The following is a 21,617-nucleotide window of genomic DNA, read 5'->3' on the forward strand; positions in this document are numbered from 1 at the left end:
ACCTACTGGTTAACAACAGCCGCCGTCGCGGGTCACCCGCACAGAGCCATTCGGGTGATCGCGCGACGAGCCCCGCGTCCGACGGCTGCCACGGGGCTGTCGGACGCGGGGCTCGGTCAAGGTGCGGGGAGCCTTCGGGGTTTGACGCTCAGGGCCTGCGCCTCAGGGTTTGACGGCGATCCGCCCCTCGTCCATGCGCAGCAGGAGCAGCCGCTCGCCGGTCTTGTCGAGGAACTCGTCGACCGCCTGCCGCGACCCCTGCCAGTAGCCGTAGTCGTCGATGAGCAGGACGCCGCCGCTGACCAACCGGGAGTAGAGGTGCTCCAGTTCATGCTTCGTGGAGGCGTACCAGTCGGTGTCCAGGCGCAGGATCGAGATCTGCTCGGGGGCGCGCTGCGGGACGGTCTCCTCGACCTTTCCCTGGACGTAGTGCACCCGCTCCTCGGGGTACGGGACCTTCGCGAACCCGGACTTGACGTCGTCCAGGGAGGCGACCGCCCAGATCGGCCGGTCCTTGCCCTGCACCTTGAGCAGCTCCTCGGCGGACTTGCCGTCCCGCCGCAGGTCCTCCTCGGTGGGCGGGGTCATGCCCTCGTACGTGTCGAAGAGGTACAGGTCGCGGTCGGTCTCACCGACGGAGAGCAGCGTCTTCGCGCAGGCCTGCATCGAACCGCCGCGCCACACGCCGCATTCGACGATGTCGCCGGGGATGTCGTGCCGTACGACGTGCCGGGTCGCCAGGATGAAGGCGTTGAGACGTTCGGGAGAGGTCATCGTGTACGGCTTCACCGCACGGATGATGTCCTTCGCCTCGTCGTCGTAGTCCGCCGGGAGATTGAGCCCCTTCGGCTTCGCGGCGGCCTTGGGCGCCGGGGCGGGCTTCGGCGCTCCGGGCACCGTCGCGCGCTGGCCCGGCAGGGGGTTGCGGGTCAGCTGATATCCGGTCAGTTGCTTGAGAGCGCCGTTCACTGCGCGTCGCCATGCCATGGGATCGGACGGTACGCGTGACTCATCCGTGATGTCACTTTTCGTCAACCTGGGGTTAACCGGCCTCACTTGATGCCGTTACAGGCGCTTCGTCCGTCGCGCGCTGGGCCACCACCTTCGGCCTGCCGCACTGCGCGCGCCCCGCGACGGGCTCCGGCAGCGGGACGCCGTCGACACCGCCGACCCGGTTCGCCCACCACTTGGTGGTGCCGCGCACGAAGGCCATGGTCAGCCGGGGATACCGCGCGGGCCGCTGGAAGACACCCACGGAGTCGCCCCAGTAGGCGTGCTTGGCGTCGATGCTTCCGTAGGCGTGCCGGATGCCCTTCATCGGCGGGAAGTCCGTATACGCCTCGCGGAGTTCGAGCCGGGTGTAGGCGGCGAGGGCACGGTATCCGTCCGGGTAGTAGCGCCAGCAGTCCTGCGCGTCGTGCACATGGCCGCGCGAGGGGGCGGTCACGAAGGCGATGCCGTTCGGCTTCAGGATGCGGGCGATGTCCAGCATCGTCGCCCAGAAGAAGGGGATGTGTTCGAAGGCCTGTCCGGAGATGACGAAGTCGGCGCTGCGGGACTTCACGGGGATGCGGTACGGCTTGGTCATCACCCGGTCGACATTGCGACCGTCGAGCACGTCCACGCCGACGTATTCCGTGTCGCGCCCCTCCAGAAGGGCCTTGTGCGTGCGGGTCTGCCCGTCGGAGACACGGGCGCCGAGATCGACGACGCGGTGACGCCGCCCCTTGGGCATGTACTGCTCGACGCAGAGTTCCATCTGTTCGTAGGCGGACTGGTGCACGGCTCCTCCAACACGCGGACAACATGGGCGGTACGGGTAACGCGTATCACCCCAAACGGTCACGCCCGCCAACTGGCCTGAGCCGCCGTCCGCTTGACGGTCAGGGCGCGGGGCGTGTGCCGGGCCCACCACTTCCTCGCCGGTTCCTCGACGTACGTGAACATCGCCCAGGACAGCGCGGTCACCACGGCGGCGACACCGATCAGCGTGAACAGCGCGGAGTTGGCCGGTTGCGGCTGTCCCCAGGTGTCGACGTACAGCCGGTTGAGGGTCTGGTGCAGCAGATAGAAGGCGTACGACCAGAGCCCGAGCCGCACCATGGGGCGCGAGCAGAGCCAGCCCCGGCGGCCGGCCAGCTCGCGCTGGACGTAGGCGGTGATGAGGAGGGCGGCGAAGGCGCCGACCAACGGGCGTACGGTCCAGTCGAGTTGACCGGGTCCGGGTCCGTCGACCGTCTCGCGGTGGCAGTAGACGACGGCGTACGCGACGAAGGCGAGGGCGACGGCGGGCGGGTTGATCCGCAGCCGGTGGCCCCGGCGCAGGGCGAGCGCGCAGACCATTCCGGCGCCGAACTCGGGGAGCCGGGTGATCGGATGCCGCATGATCCACTCGGTGGCGAAGGGCGAGAGGTGCGTGGCGGCCCACCAGTTGACCGCCCACATCGCCGCGAGCCCGGCGCAGGCGAGGAGGGCGAGGGTGCGGGTGCGGGGCCGCAGGGCGAAGCGGATCAGGAAGGGGAACAGCAGATAGAAGAAGGCTTCGACGCCGAGGGTCCAGGAGACCGGATTGCCCGGCAGTGTCGGCGTCACTCCGGGGAACCAGGTCTGCACGAGGAACACCGAGGCGAGAAAGCTGAAGTCGTCGGTGGGGATGCCGCCCCAGAGGTAGAAGACCCAGACGCAGGGCACGGCGGCGGCGATGTGCGCGGGCCCGATGCGCCCGATCCGCCGCCAGTAGAAGAGCCCGGCACGGGTACCGGGCCGATGCCCCCAGGTGAGCAGAAACCCGGAGAGCACAAAGAAGAACCCGACGCCGTGCACACCCATGGTCGAGTAGGGAAAGAGGAGGGGCGCGTGCGCGACACCGCCGTGGGAGCTGATGCCGGTGAAGTGATGGACGAAGACGGCGAGGGCGGCGAGGAACCGCAGCCCGGTCAGGGAGTCGACGCGGGGAGCGATGTCCCGCGCGCCCCCATCCCCGTCGCCTTTGCAGTGGGCAGGCGTTCCGCAGGGCGGAACGGGTGGGCACAGCCCCCGTTGCCGAGTGAGCGATGGAGCGGGCTTCAGGGCAAGGGGCACACGAAGCGGCGGCAACATCCGAAGCCGCGTACGGGAAATGATCATTAGGGGCCTATCCCACGCACCCCAGTCCCCGTCACACCCCCTGCGCCAGCCGAGTGACCCACACCCCGCCACGCCGAGCCCCGGAGTGAACACCGGGCAAAGTGGCACAATGCACCGCATCCGAGCCACCGCCCGAAGCACCCGCTTCCGAGTGGAGCGAGCCACGGCGGGCCGCGCCAACGGCCGGACAGAGCTGCTCCCCCCGCCCGTTCACCTCTCGCTCCGGGACAGCCGCACCCTCAACCTCGCCATCCCCATCCCCACCCCCCACAGCGACGCGAACATCACCCGCGCCCACCTCCTCATCTCCCGCGCCCACCGCCGCTACAAGGTGCCCCTCACCTCCGAGGGCCCCCTCCTCACGGGTACGACGACACTGCGCGACGCACTCGAAGACGTACGCGAAGAAGAAGGCACCCCCCGCCTCACCGAAGGCGTCTGGCGCCTCACCCTCATCACCACGGACACCCACGGCCGCACCCGCCGCCACGGCTTCGCGGCGCCCGCGGACACCACCCCGCCCCCGACCCCCACCGTGCCGCACGCCCCCAACCCCCGCACCGGCACCCTCATCCGCGTCGTCCGCTGCCGCACCGGCCGCGCGGTACTCCAGGTGACCCGCTCCCGCCCCCGTGCCGAACTCCTCCGCTTCGTACCCCGGGGCGACGGCATCACCGTGCACGGCCGTCTCGTCATGGCCCCCGCCGGACGGCGTCGGCGGGCCCGTGCCGTGCGGCGCCGCGACGGCGTGACCGTCCCCGTCGGCGCCCTCTGGGAAGGCGCGGACTTCAGCTTCCGGCTGCCGCTCGCGGAGATGGCCGCCGCGGGACCCGGCCAGTGGGTGTGGGACTTCCACATCGAGGAGGAGACGGCGGCCGGCGGCGGCGCCCCGCTCCCTCTGGGCCGCTGGCTCCGGGACGTACGCGACCCCGCCGCCTGCCCCACGCCCTTCCGTGTCTTCGCCCTGCCGGGCGGCGCCCTGATCCGGGCGCACGCGCACTTCACCAAGTCGGGTGCGTTCGCGGTGACTTGCTGGGACATCACGCACGCGGAAACAAGTGCGGAAGCAAGTGCAGAAGCAAGTGCGGAATCAATTGCGGAAACAAGGGACCTCACTCGGGAGACGACCTCATGAAGATCACGTACCTCCTCGGCTGGGGCGACGAGATGGGCGGCACCGAGCTGGCCACCTACACCCAGGCGCAGCACCTCGCCGACCGGCACGACGTCGAGGTCGTCTCCGTCTTCCGGACCCGCCCCGAGCCGTTCTTCCCCGAGGCCCGCAGCCTCCCCGTCCGCTATCTGGTGGACCGCACGGTCTCCCCCGAGCGTCCGGTACGCGGTTCACGCATCGACGACGCGGCGTGCCGGACGCTGGCCGCGCTGCCGAGCGAACTGATCAAACCGGCCTGGGAGTCCGCCTTCGACCGGCTCTCCGACATCGAGATGTCCGCCGCCCTGGCCACCCTGGACACGGACGTCCTGGTCACCACCACGCCCGCCCTGATGGCGGCGGCCGTCGAGCTGGTCCCCGCCCGCGTCGTCACCGTGCACCAGGAGCACCGCCCCACCCAGCGCCGCGGCCCCTCCGGCGAACCCCTGCTGCTGCACGCGCCGCGCCTGGACGCCCTGGTCACCCTCACCGACCGCACCCGGGACTGGATCGCGGAGTCCCTCGGCGCCACCGCCCCCGAGCTCGCGGTCATCCCGAACGCCGTACCCGACGGCTTCCGGCCGCGCGCCGACGGGGAGAGCAAGGTCATCGTCATGGCGGCGCGGCTCACCGGCGAGAAGCGCGTCGACCACGCGATCCGCGCCTTCGCCGAGCTGGCCGAGGCCTATCCGGACTGGACCCTGCGGATCTTCGGCGACGGCCACCGCGGGCAGAGCCTGCGCCGTCTGGTCGACGGCTTCGGCCTCCAGGACCGTGTCGAACTCCTCGGCCCCTGCCGGGACATGGCCGCCGAGTGGGCCAAGGCGGGCCTCACGCTGATGACCGCCGGACACAACGAGGCGTTCCCGCTGGTCCTGCTGGAGGCGCTCGCCGCAGGGGTGCCGGTTGTCGCGTACGACGTCCTGACCGGCCCCGCGGAGATCGTCAGGCACCGCGTGGACGGCCTGCTGGTCCCACCCGGCGAGGTGGGCGAACTGGCAGCGGCAATGGCCGAGTTGATGGGAGACCCGGAGACGCGCCGCAGCTACGCCCGTGCGGCACGCGAAGGCGTCTACGCCCGCTTCTCCTCGGCGGACGTCACCGCACGCTGGCAGGAGCTGTACTCCAGGCTGGTGGCCCGGCGCGACGCCCCCGAGCGGCTGCGCGACCGCGCGGACCGGGTGGCGCTCGGCGTCGCATCCGGCGGCAGCGGCTTCCGCCCGACCACGCCGTACACCCTGGACGCCGCTCCCAATGCCGATGAGCGGGCCCGCGAGGACGAGATCGCCGCCGCCGACACGGACGGCCTCCTCATCCGCTCGGTGGGCCGCCTGGCCGAGCGGCGCGACGACGTGCTCGCGCCGGCCATGACCGACTGGAACCTCTCCCTCGCCGCCACGGCGCTCGAGGCGGGCGACATCCCCTACGTCCTGGTCCGCACCGCGGGCACGGCGCACACGCTCGCCGTGGCGGACGACGAACGGGACGGCGCACTGAAGGCACTCGCCGAGTCCCTGCACGGCCAGCCCGTGTACGCCGAGCTGGTGAACCCCCGGGACGCGGCCCCCGGAGTGGTACTGGCCGAACGCCTTGACCGGGTGGGCGAGGTGGCGGGCGTCAGACTCTTCAAGCCGGTGACCACCACGACCCTCTCCCTGCGGCACGGGGTGGGCCAGGCCTGCACGGTGGCGTTCTGGTCACGGGCGGCGGCTGACGGAAGGGGGACGGCGGCCGAGCCGGAGGCCCGCCGCGCCCCGTTCGGCACGACGCTCGCGGGGACGGAACTACCGTCACTGACCGCGACGGCGACCCTCCGGGTCGGGAACAGAACGTACCCGACCCCGGACATCTTCACCCGACTCCTCATCAACGACATCGACTTCCCGGTCGACGCGGTCTACACCTGGGTCGACGACTCCGACCCGGCATGGCGGGCGAGCCGGGCGGCGGCGCTGGGAGACGGCGGCGACGGCGACCGCGACGACGCCGGGTCGCCGGACCACGGCCCGGTCCGCTTCCGCAACCGAGACGAACTCCGCTATTCTCTGCGCTCGTTGGCGATGTACGCCCCGTGGGTGCGGCACATCTACCTGGTGACGGCGGGTCAGACGCCACAGTGGCTGAACACGGACCACCCGAACGTAACCCTGATCGACCACAAAACGCTGTTCGCGGACCCGGAGACGGCCCTCCCCACCTTCAACTCCCACGCGATCGAGAGCCAACTGCACCGCATCGAGGGCCTGTCGGAGCACTTCCTCTACTTCAACGACGACATGTTCCTGGGCCGCCCCACCACGCCGGACACCTTCTTCCTCAGCTCGGGCACGGCCCGCTTCTTCTGGTCGTCGGCGTCGGTACCGGCACTGCCGGTGGCACCGGACGACGAGGGCTACCTGGCGGCGGCGAAGAACAACCGCGCCCTGCTGCAACGGGAGTTCGGCGGCCGCACCCCGACCCACAGCTTCTTCCACGCGCCGTACGCCCTGCGCCGCAGCGTCCTTGCGGAACTCACGGAACGTTTCGCGCCCGAACTGGACGCCACATCCCGCAGCCGCTTCCGCTCCACCACGGACCTGTCCCTGGTCTCATCCCTGCACCACCACTACGCCTACCTCACGGGCCGCTCCGTGCCGGGCTCCATCGCCTACGACTTCGTGGACATCGGCCGCCGCGACGACCACCACCGCCTGGGCCAACTCCTCCAGACCCGCAACAAGACGGCGTTCTGCATCGGCGAATCCCCGGACAGCGATGTGTCGGAGGAGGAAATGGCCCTGACGATCCGCGCCTTCCTGACGGCCTACTTTCCGGTGCGGTCGCCTTATGAGCGTTGAGTCAGCAGCCCTCTCGAAGCTCCGCCAGCCACTCCCTCGCCAGCCTGCGGCCCTCCGGGTACTCGTCGTCGCGGTTCCAGCGCCATGTTGTGATCATTGCCAGGACCAGGCGTCGGCAGTCCCGTAGGAGGGGCTGGTCGACGGTGGCGGGGTAGTGCTCGCCGACCCCCTCAGGTGCGTGGGCCAGGTCGAATTCGATGGGGCCTCGGCAGCAGGTCTCCAGGTCCACGAAGCGGAGGCCGGTGTGCGTGCTGAGTATGTTGCCCGGGTGTGGTTCGCCGTGCAGCAGTTGTTCGGTCGCGCCGCGCCCGGTGATCGTCCGGCGCAGGTCTCGCAGCGTTTCGGCGAGAAGGTTCCGGTCCGGATCCGTCAGGGCCGGCGTGCGGTCGTGGTTCGCCACCAGGCGTTGTGCCTGCTCCACCCGGTCCGTGAAGTGCGGTGTGGGGGTGGCCAGTTGGCGCATTCCTGCGTGCAGGCCGCCGAGGGCTGTGGCGTATTCGGGCGGGCTGAGGTGGTGGGGCGGCGGCTGTGGGTCGTAATACGTCCACAGCGTCATCGCGTAGCCCCCTTGCTCGTGGACCCGCGCTCCCGCCCTGGGGTCCAGCGCCGCCACCGGACAGCCCGCTTCGGCCAGACTCTGCGCCAGATCCACCTCGGAGGCCAGCTGCGCGACGGCCCCAGGCACTACCGGGGCCGGGGCGACTCTCGCCACTACGTCACACGGCCGCAGCCTCAGCGTCAGCTTGTTCGAGTTGTGGAGGACCGTCACGTCGTCCGCCGGCAGGCCGAGCGCTGACGCCGTCGCCATCGCCGCCGCCACCGCACGCCGCAGTTCTGAAGTCTCCATCGTTCAGCAGCCCCTCCCAGCCCCTCACAGCCCCAGAAACATCCTCCGCACCACCCGCTCCGCCGCGCCCCCATCGTCGTACGGACAGAACCGCTCACGGAAGGCCGCCCGCAGCACATCCGACTCCCCGGAGTCCCAACTCCCGCCCCGGAAAACCTCCGTCAGTTCCTCCTCGTCCCTCGCCACCGCCCCCGGCGTCTCCCCCGGACGGCCCGAGAGCAGGTCGAAGTAGGTGCCTCGGGCCAGGCTGTATGCCTGCCAGTCGGGGGCGTACGTCACGATCGGGCGGTCCAGGCACGCGTAGTCGAACATCAGGGACGAATAGTCGGTGATCAGGGCGTCCGCGGCCAGGCAGAGGTCCTCCACGCGGGCGTGGGCGGTGACGTCGACCAGCTGGGGGTGCGCCCGCAGGCCCGCGTCCGCGCCGTAGAAGTAGTGGGCCCGCACCAGGACGACGTACTCGGGGCCCAGCGAGCGCACGAAGCGCTCCAGGTCCAGGCGGGGCAGGAAACCCTTCCGGTAGTCGCGGTGCGTGGGGGCGTAGAGGAGGGCCTTTCGGTCCTCCGGTACTCCCAGCTCGCCGCGGATGCGGGCCGCTTCCGCCTCCAGCTGCACCCCGAAGTACGCGTCATTGCGCGGATAGCCCACTTCCAGCGCCTCGTACGACACCGACGGGTACACCCGCTCCCAGACCTCCGTGGAGTGCGGGTTCGCGGAGAGGCTGTAGTCCCACTGGTCGGTGTGGTCCAGGACCTTCTGGAAGCTGATGCCGTGCGTGCCCGCCGGGTAGCGGCGCTGGTCCAGGCCCATCTTCTTGAGGGGGGTGCCGTGGTGCGTCTGGAGGTAGATCTGGCCCGGGCGTTTCGTGAAGCCGCCCGGGAAGCTGGAGTTGTTGATCAGGTACGTCGCTCTCGCCATCGCCTGCCAGTAGCGCCGCGAGCCCTCGATGACGTACTCGACGCCCTGCGGCACCCGGTGTCTGTTCCGGCCGGAGACCACCCAGACGCCCCGGATCTCGGGGGCCAGTTCGCGCGCCTTGGTGTAGATCGCCGCCGGGTTGCAGGAGACCCCGCGGTTCCAGTACGCGCCGTACACCGCCAGTTGGGGATCCAGCGGGCGGCGCAGGTCCGCGCCGTAACTGACCCGCATCACACGCGCCCTGAGCCTCTTCTTCTGCCGGGTGAGGCGGCGCGTGATGTCCTCGCGGTGCGACTCCCGCCTGCGGTGCGTCTCATATGCGGCGTAGGACGATGCCGCCAGGGCCGCCAAGGCCTTCTCGCCCGCGTCGGCGCCGGCGCCCAGACCGGCACTCGTACCCGTACCCGACCCTGACCCCGCCGCGTACGTCCGGCACAACCGCGCCGCCGTCCCAAAGAACTCCCGGCGATCAGCCCGCGCAATGCGGCCAGGATCCTCCAGCACCGAGAGAAAGTGCGCCGCCGCCCGCGGCAGCAGCCGCGCGCGGTCCGCCCCGTCCGCCGCCGCCAGCAGCTCCTCGTACCGCCCCACGACCGCGAAATGCTCCCGGCCCGGCGACTTCGCGAAGCTGCCGGCCCGGCGCTCGCGCCAGCGCACGCACGGCTGTTCGTCCAGGGCCGCGATGCGGGCACCCGGCGCGAGGGTCGCGCGGTGGACGGGGATCACGTCCTCGTACGGGCCGTCGCCGAACGCCAGTCGGTGCCGCTGCCAGAAAACCCGGCGCAAGACGCGGTTCCAGGCCGCCACCGTCACCGCGAGGGGGTCCCCGGCCAGGTCGTCGCCGCCGCCCCGCACGTTCTCCCACCAGTCGATCCGGTCGTGGGCGAGCAGGAGTACGTCCGGGTCGTCCGCGTCACCCAGGGCAGCGGCGATCGACTCCAGCGCGCCCGGCAGGAGTACGTCGTCGCCGTCCAGGAAGAGCAGGTAGTCGCCCGTCGCGCGGTCCGCGCCGATGTTGCGGGCCGGGCCCGGGCCCGCCTGCGCGGGGGCGCGGACGAGTTGCGCGCGCGGGTCGCGCTCCGCACACTGCGCGGCGATCGCGGCGGAGGCGTCCGGCGACGCGTCGTCCACGACGATCAGTTCCAGGTCGGCGAAGCTCTGGCCGAGCACGGAGTCCAGGCATTCCCGCAGGTAGCCCTGGACTCGATGGGCGGGGACGACTACCGAGAAGCGCGTCATGCGCACCGACGGTAGCCAGTCGGATACGGCCTGTCGAAGACCCTTCCTCACTCATCAGGGTGAACCGAGGCAAAGAAATTGACCGGAGGGGGCAAAGGGGATGAATACGCCCGTATTCCCATGATTCGCAGCCTCCCTGATTCGCAGCCCCCTGATTCGCAGCCTCCCTGATCGGGAGCGTATGAACACTCCCCTGACCGGGAGCGTACGAAAGGCCGGTCGCCGTGCAGCCCCGTCTCAGCGTCGTCGTGCCCATCTACAACGTCGAAGAGTTCCTCGAGGAGTGCCTGGAGTCCATCGCCGGGCAGACCATGGCCGATCTGGAAGCCGTACTCGTCGACGACGGCTCCACGGACGGCAGCCCGCGGATCGCGCGCGAGTTCGCGGCGAAGGATCCGCGGTTCGTCTATGTGCGCCAGCCGAACGCTGGGCTCAGCGCCGCCCGCAACACCGGCGTGCGGCACGCGACTCCGACCGCCGAATACCTGGCCTTCGTCGACAGCGACGACGTCGTGCCGCACGACGCCTACGCCCGGATGACCGCCAGTCTGGACTCCACCGGCTCCGATTTCGCGAGCGGCAACGTCTGGCGGCTCAACGAGCGGGGGCGGCAGCAGGCCTGGCAGTACAAATGGCTCACCGAGCCGCGCTCGCGGACCCACATCAGCCGCGATCTGGAGCTGCTCGCCGACCGCGTCGCCTGGAACAAGGTCTTCAGGCGGGCCTTCTGGGACCGGCACGGCTTCACCTTCCCCGAGGGGAAGTTGTACGAGGACACCCCCGTCATGATTCCCGCGCACTTCCTCGCCGGGTCGGTGGACGTGCTCAGCGACCATGTCTACTACTGGCGGGTGCGCGAAGGGTCCATCACGCGGCGGCGCACCGACGTCAAGGGCGTGCGCGACCGCATCGCCGCCTGCGCGCATGTGAGCCGGTTCCTCGCCGAGCACGACCCCGAGATGCGCAGGACGTACGACGTCTCCTGCCTGCGCGACGACTTCGTGTACTTCCTGGAGGGGCTGCCCATGGGCGGGCCCGAGTACCGCGCCGCCTTCATGAAGGACGCCGCGGCGTTCGTGCGCCGCGCCGATCCGGGCGTCATCTCGGGGCTGCCCGTCGCGCTGCGCGTGAAGTGGCATCTCGTACGCGAAGGGCGCGTCGAGGACCTCATCGAGCTGCTCACCTTCGAGCAGCGCAACGGCAACACCGCCTTCCAGGTCCGGGGCACGCTGCGGCGCAGTGCCGTGTATCCCAAGAGCTCGGGTGGGCACATCCGGGTGCCGCAGGAGCTTTCCCGGCTCGGGCGGCGCGAGTTGCCGGTCATCTCGCGGGTGCGGGAGGCGAGTTGGGGCGACGACGGGCTGCTGCGGATCAGCGGGTACGCGTATGTGCGCAACCTGGAGGCGACCCGGCCCGGGCACTCCGTCAAGGCCGCGATCCTCAAGTCGGCCCACAGCAAAGGGCAGTTCAGGAAGGTCGCCACGCGGACCGTCGCCGCGCCGCAGGCCACCGAGAACTCCCGGCAGCAGCTGCACTGCTACGACCTCTCCGGCTTCGAGCTGACCATCGACCCCGAGCAGTTGAAGACCGGCGGCAAGTGGCGGCCCGGCAACTGGCTGCTCGGCGTGGTCGTCGCGGGCCACGGCTCCGTGCGGCGGGCCGCCGTGCGTCCGCTCGACGGGTCGGCCGCCCAGTCCGTCCTGCGGGAACTGGGCGACGGGCTGCGGCTCGTGCTCCGCTTCAGCAAGGGGCGGCTGGTGCTGCGGATCCAGGAGTACGTGGCACGCGTCGACGCCCATCGGCAGGACGGGGACGACATGGTCCTCAGCGGCCGGCTGCCGAGCCGACTGCGGCCCACAGCCCTGCGCCTGACGCACAAGCACTCCGCCACGGAGTTCGACTACCCGGTCACGCTCTTTGGCGACGACCAATTCGACGTACGCGTCCGCCTCGCCGACCTGGAGGGCGTCGCGCCCACCCCGCACCTCGCCCCCAAGGAGGTCGAGCCCCCGCACGGCGACCGCTGGCAGGCCAACCTGGTGCTCCCGGACGGCAAGTTGAAGTCCCTCGCCGCGGCGCTCGCCCTGCCGCCGGGGCGATACGCCTCGCGCCCCGGCCGCGAGCTGTGCGCCTCCTCCAACGACCAGGGACAGCTGGTCATCGAGCTCTCCCGGCAGCCCATCGCCGACCGGATCGCCTGGCGCGCGGACGGCACGCTGACCGTCGAGGGCACGCTCACCGACGCCAGCTGGGGCGAGGCCGAACTGGTCCTTCGGCACAGCGGCCGCGAAGAGGAGCTGACGGTGCCGGTGGAACGCGCCGCCGGGCGGTTCCTGGCGACGGTGGCACCCGGCGGCGGGGCGCTCCGGGAGGGGAGGTGGTACGCGTTCCTCCGGGAGGCGGCCGGCACACACGGCGACGCACACGCCGAGGACGGCATGCCGGTGCGGCTCCTCGCCTCCGTCTCCGCCGCCTTCCCGCTCCATCGGACCGTCGAGGGGCGGGAGTTCACCGTCGACCGTCGCTTCGGCGACCGGCTGCTCGTCGAGGCCGGGTCGGTGCTAGACCGCGCCGAACGCGGCGCCTACCGGCAGCACCGGCTGCGCACGGGGCACTATCCCCGGCAGCGCGCCCAAGGCCTGCGGGACGCGGTCCTCTACTTCGACGGGGACTCGCCCCGCGCGGTCCACGAGGAGCTGGTGCGGCGCGGGGCCGGCGTCGAGCACCTCTGGGTGACGCACGACCAGCAGACCCGCGTTCCGCTCGGGGCGACCGGCGTCGAGGAGCACAGCGCGGCCTGGTACGAGGCGCTCGCCCGCTGCCGCCGCATCGTGACGGCGGGCCATCTGCCGGACTTCTTCGAGCGCAGGGACGGCCAGACCGTCGTGCAGACCTGGAACGGCGCGCCCCTCAAGCGCATCGGCACCGATCTGACCGACACGCTCTACGCCGACCACGGCCACCTCGACGCGCTGCCCGCGCTCTCCCGCCAGTGGGACGTCCTCGTCTCCCCCAACCGCTTCTCGACCCCGCATCTGGGCCGCGCGCTCGCGTACGAGGGGGAGATCCTGGAGGCGGGTTCGCCGCGCAACGACGTCCTGTTCGCCGAGGACCGCGACAAGACCGCCGAGCGCGTCCGGCGCGATCTCGGCATCGATCCGGACAAGCGGATCGTGTTGTACGCGCCGACCTACCGGGACCATCTCGCCTGCGCCCCCGGCCGGTTCCGGCACGAGCCCGCGCTCGACCTGCGCGCGGCGCGGGACGTGCTCGGCGACGACCACGTCCTTCTCGTACGGAAGCATCCGCTGACGGCGGGCCGGCTGACGGGGGCCCGGGCACCCTTCGTACGCGATGTGTCGTCCTACCCGCGGACCGCCGAACTCCTGCTCGTCTCGGACGTGTTGGTCACGGACTACTCCTCCCTGATGTTCGACTTCGCGCACACGGGCCGCCCGATGCTGTTCCACGCCTACGACCTGGAGCACTACCGCGACACGGTCCGCGGCTTCTACCTCGACTTCGAGACCAGCGCGCCGGGACCGCTGCTCGCCTCCACCGCGGAGGTCGTCGAGGCGCTGCGCGACCTGGACGCCATCACGGCCCGGCACGCGGACGCGTACGCGGCGTTCCGCGAGGCCTACTGCGACCTCGACGACGGCCGGGCCGCCGCCCGTGTCGCGGAGAGGCTCATGCGATGACGGCCACGACGGAGGTCCGCCCCCGCCGGCGGCTGAGCGGCGCGACGGCCCTGTACGGCGGCAGGCGCTGGCGGCCGAGCCCGTATGTGGTCTTCGGCGGGCTGTTCTGGCTGATCATGTCGCTGGCCTTCTGGCGGGTGCCGATGTGCTGCGACTTCGGCCAGCACGCGGCGGTCGTGGAGCGGCTCAAGGCGGATCTGCTGCACCCCCGGCATCCGATGGCGGACCTGCCGGGCGCGGGCAGCCCGTACTACTCGCCGTACGCGGTGGCGCAGGGCGTCTTCGCCAGGCTGACGGGGCTCGCGGGCTGGGAGGTCGTGAAGCTGGCGGGGCCGCTGAATCTGCTGGTGCTGCTTACCGGCATCGGGCGGTTCGTGAAGGTCCTGACGCCTCGCCAATGGGCTCCGGTGCTCGCGCTGTTCGCGATGGTGGTGCTGTGGGGCACGCGGATGGCGTGGTGGAGCGGGTACCTCGGGCTGATGTCGATGACGGGGAATCTGGCGTATCCGTCGACGTTCGCGATCGGGCTCGCGTTCTGGGCCTGGGCGTGGGCGGGCTCGCCGGCCGCGGGGCGCGGCGGGCTCGGGGCGTACGCCGGGCTCGGCGCCCTGTGCGGAGTGATCCTGCTCGTCCATCCGATCTCCTCGGTCGCGGCAGTGATCGGGGTGGTGGCGTTCGCGCTGCCGAGTCTGCGGTTCCGGCGGCCCTCCGCGCTGATCGGCTGGGCGGTCACCGCGCTGGCCGCGGCGGTACTGGCCGCGGCCTGGCCCTACTACTCCGTGTTCTCCCTCGCGGGCGACACCTCCGTCGACTGGATCCACCGGCAGCTCTACACGGAGATGCCCCAGCGCTTCTGGCTGGCGTTCCTCGGCCTGCCCGCCCTCTGGCTCCGCTGGCGCCGAAACCGCTGGGACCCCCTGGTCCTGATGTTCGCCCTGGAGTGCGCGGTCGTCGCGTACGGCTGGCTCAGCGGCCACTACACCTACGGCCGCATCCTCGGCCTCGCCCTCGTCCCCCTCCAGTTCGCCCTCGCCGTCGAACTGGCCGCCCCACGGCCGTGGGGCGCCCGCCGCGCCGCCCTCGCGGGAGCGACGGCCCTCGGCGCCTGCGTCGGCTTCTTCCAGATCCAGGCGGGCGCGGTCGTCCCCCGCACCCTCGACCCCATCGGCTTCGACCAGCCCCCGCGCTGGCCCAGCTACGCCTGGGCGGCGAGCCATATGCGCAAGGGCGACGTCGTCCTCACCGACGGTTACGGCCCCACCCGCACGATCCCCGCGTACGGGGCCAATCTCGTCGCCCCGGCCTGGCCGGACCCCGCGCTCGACGAGGACGAACGCAACCACCGCCGCCAGGAAGTACGCGACTACCTCGCCCCGGAGTCGACCCGCGCCGACCGCGAGGCCGTCGTCCGCCGCCACCACGTCCGCTGGCTGCTGCTCTCGAAGGACCAGAAGCTGCCCCCCGAGGCGGTGGTGGTGGCGTGGGGCGCGCAGACCGGCGAGGTTCTTGCGCGGGTGTCCGGATAGGGCGAGTCGCCCAGAAAAGAGCCCGACCGACCAGAGACGCCCCCCTTATCCGATAATTACCGGCAACCTCTACTATTTCCCTCCGTGGAAGCTTCTCCGTCACACCCCCAGGTCTGCGTCGTCGTGATCGGCTACAACGACGCCGCGCACATCGCGGACGCCGTGCGCTCGGCCCTCGCCCAGGGCCCCGCGGTCCGCGAGGTCATCGCCGTGGACGACTGCTCGACGGACGGCACCGGCGAGGTGCTCGCGGAGCTCGCCGCGCGGGAGCCGCGCCTGAAGACCATCCGCCGCGCCACGAACAGCAGCGGCTGCGGCACTCCCCGCAACGACGGGATCGAGGCCACGACATCGGCGTACGTGATGTTCCTCGACAGCGACGACGTGCTGCCGCCCGGCGCGGTCGACGCCCTCCTGACGGCCGCCGCCGCGCACGACGCCGAGGTGGCGAGCGGACTGTGCGTGCGCCGCGAGCTGCCCTCCGGACGTGAGATCCCCTGGCAGCCCGTCCTCTACAAGAAGGCGCGCCTCGTCCCCCGCCCGGAGCTGCGCACCCGGCTCGTGCACGACACGCTGTGCGTCAACAAGCTCTACCGCACCGACTTCCTGCGGCGGCACGCGATCCGCTTCCCCGAGGGCCGCTTCACGTACGAGGACTTCGTCTTCACGGCCCGCGTCCTGGCCGCGGGCCCGCGCATCGCGCTGATCCCCGACCCCGTCTACGTATGGCACGTGCGCCGCTCGGCGGCCAAGCTGTCGATCTCCCTGGACCGCACCGGCATCGCCAACTGGCGGGCCCGCATGGAGGCCCACCGCCAGTCCGTGGAGATCCTGCGGGACGCGCCGAGCCCGACCGGCACGGCGGGCAAGCGGCTCGCGCGGGCGGCCCGCGCGAAGTTCATCGACCACGGGCTGCGGATGTACGCGCGGGAGCTGACCGCGCGGAGCCCCGAGTACCGGCAGGAGTGGTGGTCGGCCACGCGCGCGTACCTCGCGGGCTTCGACGCCGCCGACCTGAACGCGGCGCCCGCGCCGGGCCGCGTCATCGCCCGGCTGATCCTGGCCTCCCCCGAGCCCCGCGACCTGACCCGGCTGACCGAGGTGGCGGCCCGCCCCGCGCGCCTCTCGCCGCCGTACGCACGGGCGTCCGACGCCACGCCGATCTGGTCGGCCGATCTCCCCCAGGTGACCCTGGAGCATCTCCTCGTACGTCCCGTCCGGCTGCTGCCCCTCGCGGTCGACGCCGAACTGCGCCCCCACGCGCGCGGCAGCCGGCTCACGCTGCGGCTGCACGAGCTGTACGGACGGGTGGCCGCCGCGGGCCCCGCCACGGTCGACGTGGAGCTCGTCGCCCGTGACGGCGTGGGGCCGAGCCTGCGCCGGACGGCGGCGTTCAGCCCGGACGCCGCCGGTACGTGGGTCTCCGAGGCGGTGCTCGACCTGGGCGCGCTCGGCGGCGGCGTCTGGGACCTGCGGCTGCGGCTGCACTTCGACGACGGGACGACGCGCGACAGCACGGCCCGCGCGGTCGCGGGCCCCGGTCTGCTGCGCCGCACGGTCCTGCCGGGCCGCCGCGGGGTCCTGCTCGCCCAGCCGTACGCAACACAGGCCGGGAATCTGGCGGTGCGGCTCGCCCCGGGGATGCGGGGCGTCGCGGGGGTGGCCAAGCGGCGCCTGGCGCGGCTGGTGCGCGACCTGAGCGGCGGCTCGGGCCGCTGACACTCCGCGTACACCGCCTCTGCGAGACTGCACCCCCACGAAACCCCATACGGGAACACGAAACCCCATACGGGAAGACGACACGACGACAGGACGGGACGGACCATGACCTGGCTGATCACCGGCGGCGCCGGCTACATCGGGGCACACGTCGTCCGCGCCATGACGGAGGCGGGCGAGCGGGCGGTGGTCTACGACGACCTGTCGTCGGGCATCACCGAGCGGGTCCCGGAGGGCGTGCCGCTGGTCGTCGGATCGACGCTGGACGGCGACCTGCTCGCCCGTACGCTCGCCGATCACGAAGTCACCGGCGTCGTGCACCTGGCGGCGAAGAAGCAGGTCGGCGAGTCGGTCGAGCAGCCGCTGCGCTACTACCGCGAGAACGTGGAGGGGCTGCGGACCCTGCTGCAGGCCGTGACCGACGCCGGCGTCGCGTCCTTCGTCTTCTCGTCGTCGGCGGCCGTCTACGGCATGCCCTCCACCAAGAACGGGCTGGTGACGGAGGAGACCCCCTGCCTCCCGATGAGCCCGTACGGCGAGACGAAGCTCGCGGGCGAGTGGCTGGTACGGGCGACGGGCCGGGCGCACGGCCTGGCGACGGCGTCCCTGCGCTACTTCAACGTGGCGGGCGCGGCCACGCCCGATCTTGCCGACACGGGCGTCTTCAACCTGGTCCCCATGGTCTTCGAGAAGCTCACGGACGGCGCGGCCCCGCGTATCTTCGGCGCGGACTACGCCACCCCGGACGGCACCTGCGTACGCGACTACATCCACGTCGTCGACCTGGCCGAGGCCCATGTGGCGACGGCCCGCAGGCTGGCGGCGTCGGCCGCCGGGACGGACCTGACGCTCAACATCGGGCGTGGCGAGGGTGTTTCGGTGCGCGAGATGACGGATCTGATCAACGAGGTCACGGGGTACGACATCGCCGCCGAGGTCACCGGACGCCGCCCCGGCGATCCGGCGCGCGTGGTGGCGTCGGCGGACCGTATCGCCGCGGAGCTCGGCTGGTCCGCCAAGCACGACGTACGCGACATGATCGCGTCGGCGTGGGCCGGCTGGGTCCGGCTGCATCCGGGGGCGGCACGCGGCTGAGTCGCCCGGCGGGGGTGTAGCAGGCTGCACCCCCGGTCCGGGACCGTGCTCTCTCGCCCCGCAGGCCAGGCGTTTCTAGCGTTCTCAGGGACAGCCGGCGCGGGTCCGGCGACCGCTGGGAGGGCGCAGGCATGTTCAGGCGACGGGGTTCGGGGACGGCGGCCGGGGAGCGGGTGACCGGGCTCGACGCGCTGGCGCTCGACGGGGTGTCCCGGTCCTACCGGCGCGGGGTGACCGCCCTCGAACCGGTGCATCTCACCGTGCCGCGCGGCCGGTTCCTCGCCGTCATGGGGCCGTCCGGTTCCGGGAAGTCGACGCTGCTGCAGTGCGCGGCGGGGCTCGACCGGCCGACGTCCGGGAGCGTACTCATCGGCGGCGTCGACATCGGCTCGCTCGGCGAGGCGGCGCTGACCCGGCTGCGGCGCGAGCGCGTCGGCTTCGTCTTCCAGGCGCACAATCTCGTGCCGTCGCTGAGCGTCCTGGAGAACGTGTCGCTGCCGCTGCTGCTCGCGGGCACCTCCGACGAGGAGCGGGCCCTCGCGGCACTCGCCTCCGTGGGGCTCGGCGAGCGCGGGGGCGACCGGCCCACCGAACTCTCCGGCGGCCAGCAGCAGCGCGTGGCCGTCGCCCGCGCGCTGGTGACGGCACCAGAGGTGGTCTTCGCCGACGAGCCGACGGGCGCGCTCGACCCGGCGACCGCGCAGGACGTGCTGGCGCTGCTGCGGCAGGCGGTCGACGGGGACGGTCACACGGTGGTGATGGTGACCCACGACCCGGCGGCGGCCGCCTGGGCGGACGAGGCGCTGTTCCTGGCCGGAGGCCGGATCGTCACCCGGCTGCACCGCCCGGACCAGGCCCAAGTGCACGGCATCATGCGGGACTTGGGGCGGCGGGCGGCATGAGCGCGAAGACCGTGAACGTCACCCGGCTGCTCGCCTCGCGGGCCGCGCGGATGCACCGCAAGGCGTGGGCGGCGGTCTTCACCGCGCTCGCCCTGACCTCGCTCCTGCTCGGCTGCTTCGCCCTGACCCTCGCGTCGGCCGGGCTCGGGCACGCGCGCGTGGAGCGCTACGGAGCCGCCGATGTGGTCGTCACCGGCGACCAGAGCACCCGCTACACCGCCAAGCCGTGGGGCAGCGAGCCGGAGACGGCGGAGGCGGGCCTGACCGAACGCGTGCGGGTGCCCCGGGCGGCGCTGCGGGTCGTGCGGGAGGTCCCCGGAGTGCGCGCGGCGGTCGCCGACGAGGTCCTTGCGGTGGGCGTCGACGGCACGGAGGCCACCGGACGCCCTTGGGGCGCCGCCCGGTTGGGCTCCTACGGCCTGCGTTCCGGGGCCGCCCCGCAGCGCGCGTCCGAGGTCGTCGTGGGCGAGGGAACGGCACGCGTCGGCGGGCGGATCACCGTCCGCGCGGCGGGCACCGACACGGCGTACGAGGTCAGCGGGGTCGCCGAAGGGCCGCGCGGCGCCGTGTACTTCACGGCGGGCGAGGCCGAACGCCTCGCGGGCCGGCCCGGTTCGGTGGCCGCGATCGGCGTCATGGCGGACCAGGGGACGAGCGCGTCCGCCCTGCACGCGCGCGTGCGGGACGCGCTGGACTCGGCGGGGCTCCGCAGCTCGGGACACCGGGCGGACGGCGACGCGGCCGGGCTGCGTGTACTCACCGGGGACGGGCGCGGGGGCGCCGAGTTCCTCGACGTGGCACCGGCCCGCGCGGGCATGCTGGCGCTGCTGGCCTCCGTCGCCGCGACCGTCGTACTCATCGCGCTGCTCGTCGTCTCGTCGACGGTCGTGCAGGCGTTGCAGCAACGCTCGCGCGAGCTGGGCCTGTTGCGGGCGGTGGGCGCGACGCCGCGGCAGCTGCGGGGCGCGGTGGGCCGGGAGGTCGGGCGGGTCGCGACGGCCGCGGCGCTGGTGGGAGCGGCGGCGGCGATTCCCGCCTCGCTCGGCCTGCGCTCGCTCCTCGACGCGCGGGGCGCGCTGCCGCGGGGCTTCGAACTCCCGCTGCCCTTCTGGCTGTTGCCCGCCCCGCTGGTCACCGCCGGGCTCACGCTCCTGGTCGCCCGCCTGGCCGCGCTGATCGCCTGCGCCCGTACGGCGAAGGTGCGCCCGGCGGAGGCACTCCGGGAGGCGGCACCGGGCACGGCCCGCCGGATCACCGGTCTGGTGCTGCTGTTCATCGGCGCCGGTTCGGCGGGCACGGCGACGCTCCAGCACGGTCAGGCCGCGGCGGCGGCCGCCGGTGCGGCGGCGGTGGTCCTCGTCATCGCCTGCGCACTGCTCGGCCCGTGGATCGCCGAGGGCGCGATGCGGGTGCTCGGGGCGCCGATGCGCCGGTACGGCGGCCCGGCCGGCCGTCTCGCGGCGGCCAACTGCACGGCGTCGGCACGCCGTCTGGGAGCGGCGATCACCCCGGTGATCCTGGTGACGGCGTTCATCCTCGTGCAGCTCTGTGCCGGTACGACGATGACGCATGCCGCCGGTGAGCAGTCGCGGGAGGCCGCGCGGGCGGACTTCGCCGTGAGCGCGCCGGGCGGGCTGCCGCCGGGCACGCCGGAGCGGATCCGGAAGGCCCCCGGCGTACGGGCGGCGACGGCTGTCGTGCGCAGCACCGTGGTACTCGCCCGCCGCGAGACCGGCTCGCCCCGCCTGGACCGGCTGCCGGTGCTCGGAGTGACCCCGGAGGGCCTGGCGCGGACGCTGGACCCCGGCGTCCGGGACGGAGACATCGGCGGTCTGCGCCCCGGCACGGTGGCGGTGGGCCGCGACCAGGCGCGGTCGCTGGACGCGGAGGTCGGCTCGACGGTGACGCTGCGGTTCGGCGACGGGGTGGAGTCACGCCTTGAAGTGGTGGCTACGTACGACCGCGAACTGGCCCTGGGCGGCTTCCTGTTGTCTCGTACGGAACTGCTCAGGCATATGTCGTCACCGTCGTCGAAGGACCGCGTCCTGGTCGCGTCGGACGGCGGCGCGGCGGCCCTGCGCGAGGCCGCCCCCGGCGCCCATGTGACGGCGTCCCCCGCCCCGGAGCTGCTCGAACCGGAGGACCAGGCGCTGGGCGAGGTCCTGACCGTGACGGCGGTGGGCGCGATCGGCGGCTTCACCCTCATCGCCGTCCTGAGCACCCTGTCGCTGATCACGATCGGCCGCCGCCCCGAGCTGTCGCTGCTCCGCCTCGCCGGGGCGGGCCGGGGCCAACTCCGGCGCATGCTGGGCCTGGAGGCGGCGGCGACGGCGGTGACGGGCCTCGTGGTCGGCGGGGCGGTGGCGCTGGTCCCGTTGCTCGCGTTCAGCCTGGCCCTGGCCCACACGCTGCCGCACATACCGGCGCCGCTGACGGCACTGCTCACGCTGCTGATCACCGCGACAACGGCGGCGGGCACGCTGCCCCCGGCGTGGCGGACGCTCCGGGGGCGGTATCCGGGGCGGGCGGGGTGAGGTTGGTGAGGTGGATCAGC

Annotated in this window: 13 protein-coding genes; 8 read left to right on the forward strand and 5 right to left on the reverse strand. The window is 72.4% G+C overall.

Going from position 1 to position 21,617, the window contains the following annotated elements:
- Window positions 1–162: 162 nt before the first annotated feature.
- Genes ACIBKX_RS06770 through ACIBKX_RS06780 form a run of 3 tightly spaced genes read right to left on the reverse strand, consistent with a single transcriptional unit; the run spans window position 163 to window position 3,081 of the window.
- Window positions 163–987 (reverse strand): TylF/MycF/NovP-related O-methyltransferase, encoded by an 825-nt coding sequence (locus ACIBKX_RS06770; RefSeq protein WP_399375656.1) that lies wholly within the window; start codon window positions 985–987, stop codon window positions 163–165.
- A gap of 55 nt (window positions 988–1,042) precedes the next feature.
- Entirely contained in the window at window positions 1,043–1,783 is a 741-nt protein-coding gene (locus tag ACIBKX_RS06775) for a methyltransferase domain-containing protein (protein ID WP_363276734.1), read from the reverse strand.
- A gap of 59 nt (window positions 1,784–1,842) precedes the next feature.
- Complete coding sequence (locus tag ACIBKX_RS06780; protein ID WP_363276733.1) at window positions 1,843–3,081, reverse strand: acyltransferase; 1,239 nt, start codon at window positions 3,079–3,081, stop codon at window positions 1,843–1,845.
- 154 nt (window positions 3,082–3,235) lie between these two features.
- Here ACIBKX_RS06780 and ACIBKX_RS06785 point away from each other — a divergent pair, with 154 nt between their 5' ends.
- Both ACIBKX_RS06785 and ACIBKX_RS06790 read left to right on the forward strand, forming a co-directional pair.
- The gene (locus tag ACIBKX_RS06785; RefSeq protein ID WP_363276732.1) at window positions 3,236–4,261 is read left to right on the forward strand and encodes a hypothetical protein; all 1,026 of its coding nucleotides are present in this window, start codon (window positions 3,236–3,238) and stop codon (window positions 4,259–4,261) included.
- Entirely contained in the window at window positions 4,258–7,116 is a 2,859-nt protein-coding gene (locus tag ACIBKX_RS06790; protein WP_363276731.1) for a stealth conserved region 3 domain-containing protein, read from the forward strand. Before ACIBKX_RS06785 ends, ACIBKX_RS06790 begins: the two co-directional genes overlap by 4 nt.
- 1 nt (window position 7,117) lies before the next feature.
- Here ACIBKX_RS06790 and ACIBKX_RS06795 read toward each other — a convergent pair whose 3' ends face one another.
- Window positions 7,118–7,963: an aminoglycoside phosphotransferase family protein gene (locus ACIBKX_RS06795; protein ID WP_363276730.1), complete on the reverse strand. Its 846-nt coding sequence runs from the start codon at window positions 7,961–7,963 to the stop codon at window positions 7,118–7,120.
- A gap of 24 nt (window positions 7,964–7,987) precedes the next feature.
- Window positions 7,988–10,120 carry a bifunctional glycosyltransferase family 2 protein/CDP-glycerol:glycerophosphate glycerophosphotransferase gene (locus ACIBKX_RS06800; RefSeq protein WP_363276729.1) on the reverse strand — a complete coding sequence of 711 codons (2,133 nt, stop codon included), beginning with the start codon at window positions 10,118–10,120 and terminating at the stop codon, window positions 7,988–7,990.
- Window positions 10,121–10,344: 224 nt separating this feature from the next.
- Here ACIBKX_RS06800 and ACIBKX_RS06805 point away from each other — a divergent pair, with 224 nt between their 5' ends.
- The 6 genes from ACIBKX_RS06805 to ACIBKX_RS06830 all read left to right on the forward strand — a co-directional run bounded on the left by ACIBKX_RS06805 (window position 10,345) and on the right by ACIBKX_RS06830 (window position 21,597).
- Complete coding sequence (locus ACIBKX_RS06805; protein ID WP_363276728.1) at window positions 10,345–13,821, forward strand: CDP-glycerol glycerophosphotransferase family protein; 3,477 nt, start codon at window positions 10,345–10,347, stop codon at window positions 13,819–13,821.
- A complete protein-coding gene (locus ACIBKX_RS06810) occupies window positions 13,818–15,347 on the forward strand; it encodes a hypothetical protein (RefSeq protein WP_363276727.1) in 1,530 nt (509 codons plus the stop codon). The genes ACIBKX_RS06805 and ACIBKX_RS06810 overlap by 4 nt, the downstream gene beginning before the upstream one ends.
- Before the next feature lie 84 nt (window positions 15,348–15,431).
- On the forward strand, window positions 15,432–17,066 hold the full coding sequence (locus ACIBKX_RS06815; RefSeq protein WP_363276726.1) for a glycosyltransferase: 1,635 nt from the start codon (window positions 15,432–15,434) through the stop codon (window positions 17,064–17,066).
- A gap of 105 nt (window positions 17,067–17,171) precedes the next feature.
- On the forward strand, window positions 17,172–18,161 hold the full coding sequence (gene galE / locus ACIBKX_RS06820; RefSeq protein WP_363276725.1) for a UDP-glucose 4-epimerase GalE: 990 nt from the start codon (window positions 17,172–17,174) through the stop codon (window positions 18,159–18,161).
- 131 nt (window positions 18,162–18,292) lie between these two features.
- Window positions 18,293–19,063: an ABC transporter ATP-binding protein gene (locus tag ACIBKX_RS06825; protein ID WP_363276724.1), complete on the forward strand. Its 771-nt coding sequence runs from the start codon at window positions 18,293–18,295 to the stop codon at window positions 19,061–19,063.
- Complete coding sequence (locus ACIBKX_RS06830) at window positions 19,060–21,597, forward strand: ABC transporter permease (protein ID WP_363276723.1); 2,538 nt, start codon at window positions 19,060–19,062, stop codon at window positions 21,595–21,597. Before ACIBKX_RS06825 ends, ACIBKX_RS06830 begins: the two co-directional genes overlap by 4 nt.
- Window positions 21,598–21,617: the final 20 nt, after the last annotated feature.

This window comes from Streptomyces sp. NPDC050658, assembly GCF_044457025.1.
In the GTDB taxonomy this organism is placed as follows: Bacteria; Actinomycetota; Actinomycetes; order Streptomycetales; family Streptomycetaceae; genus Streptomyces.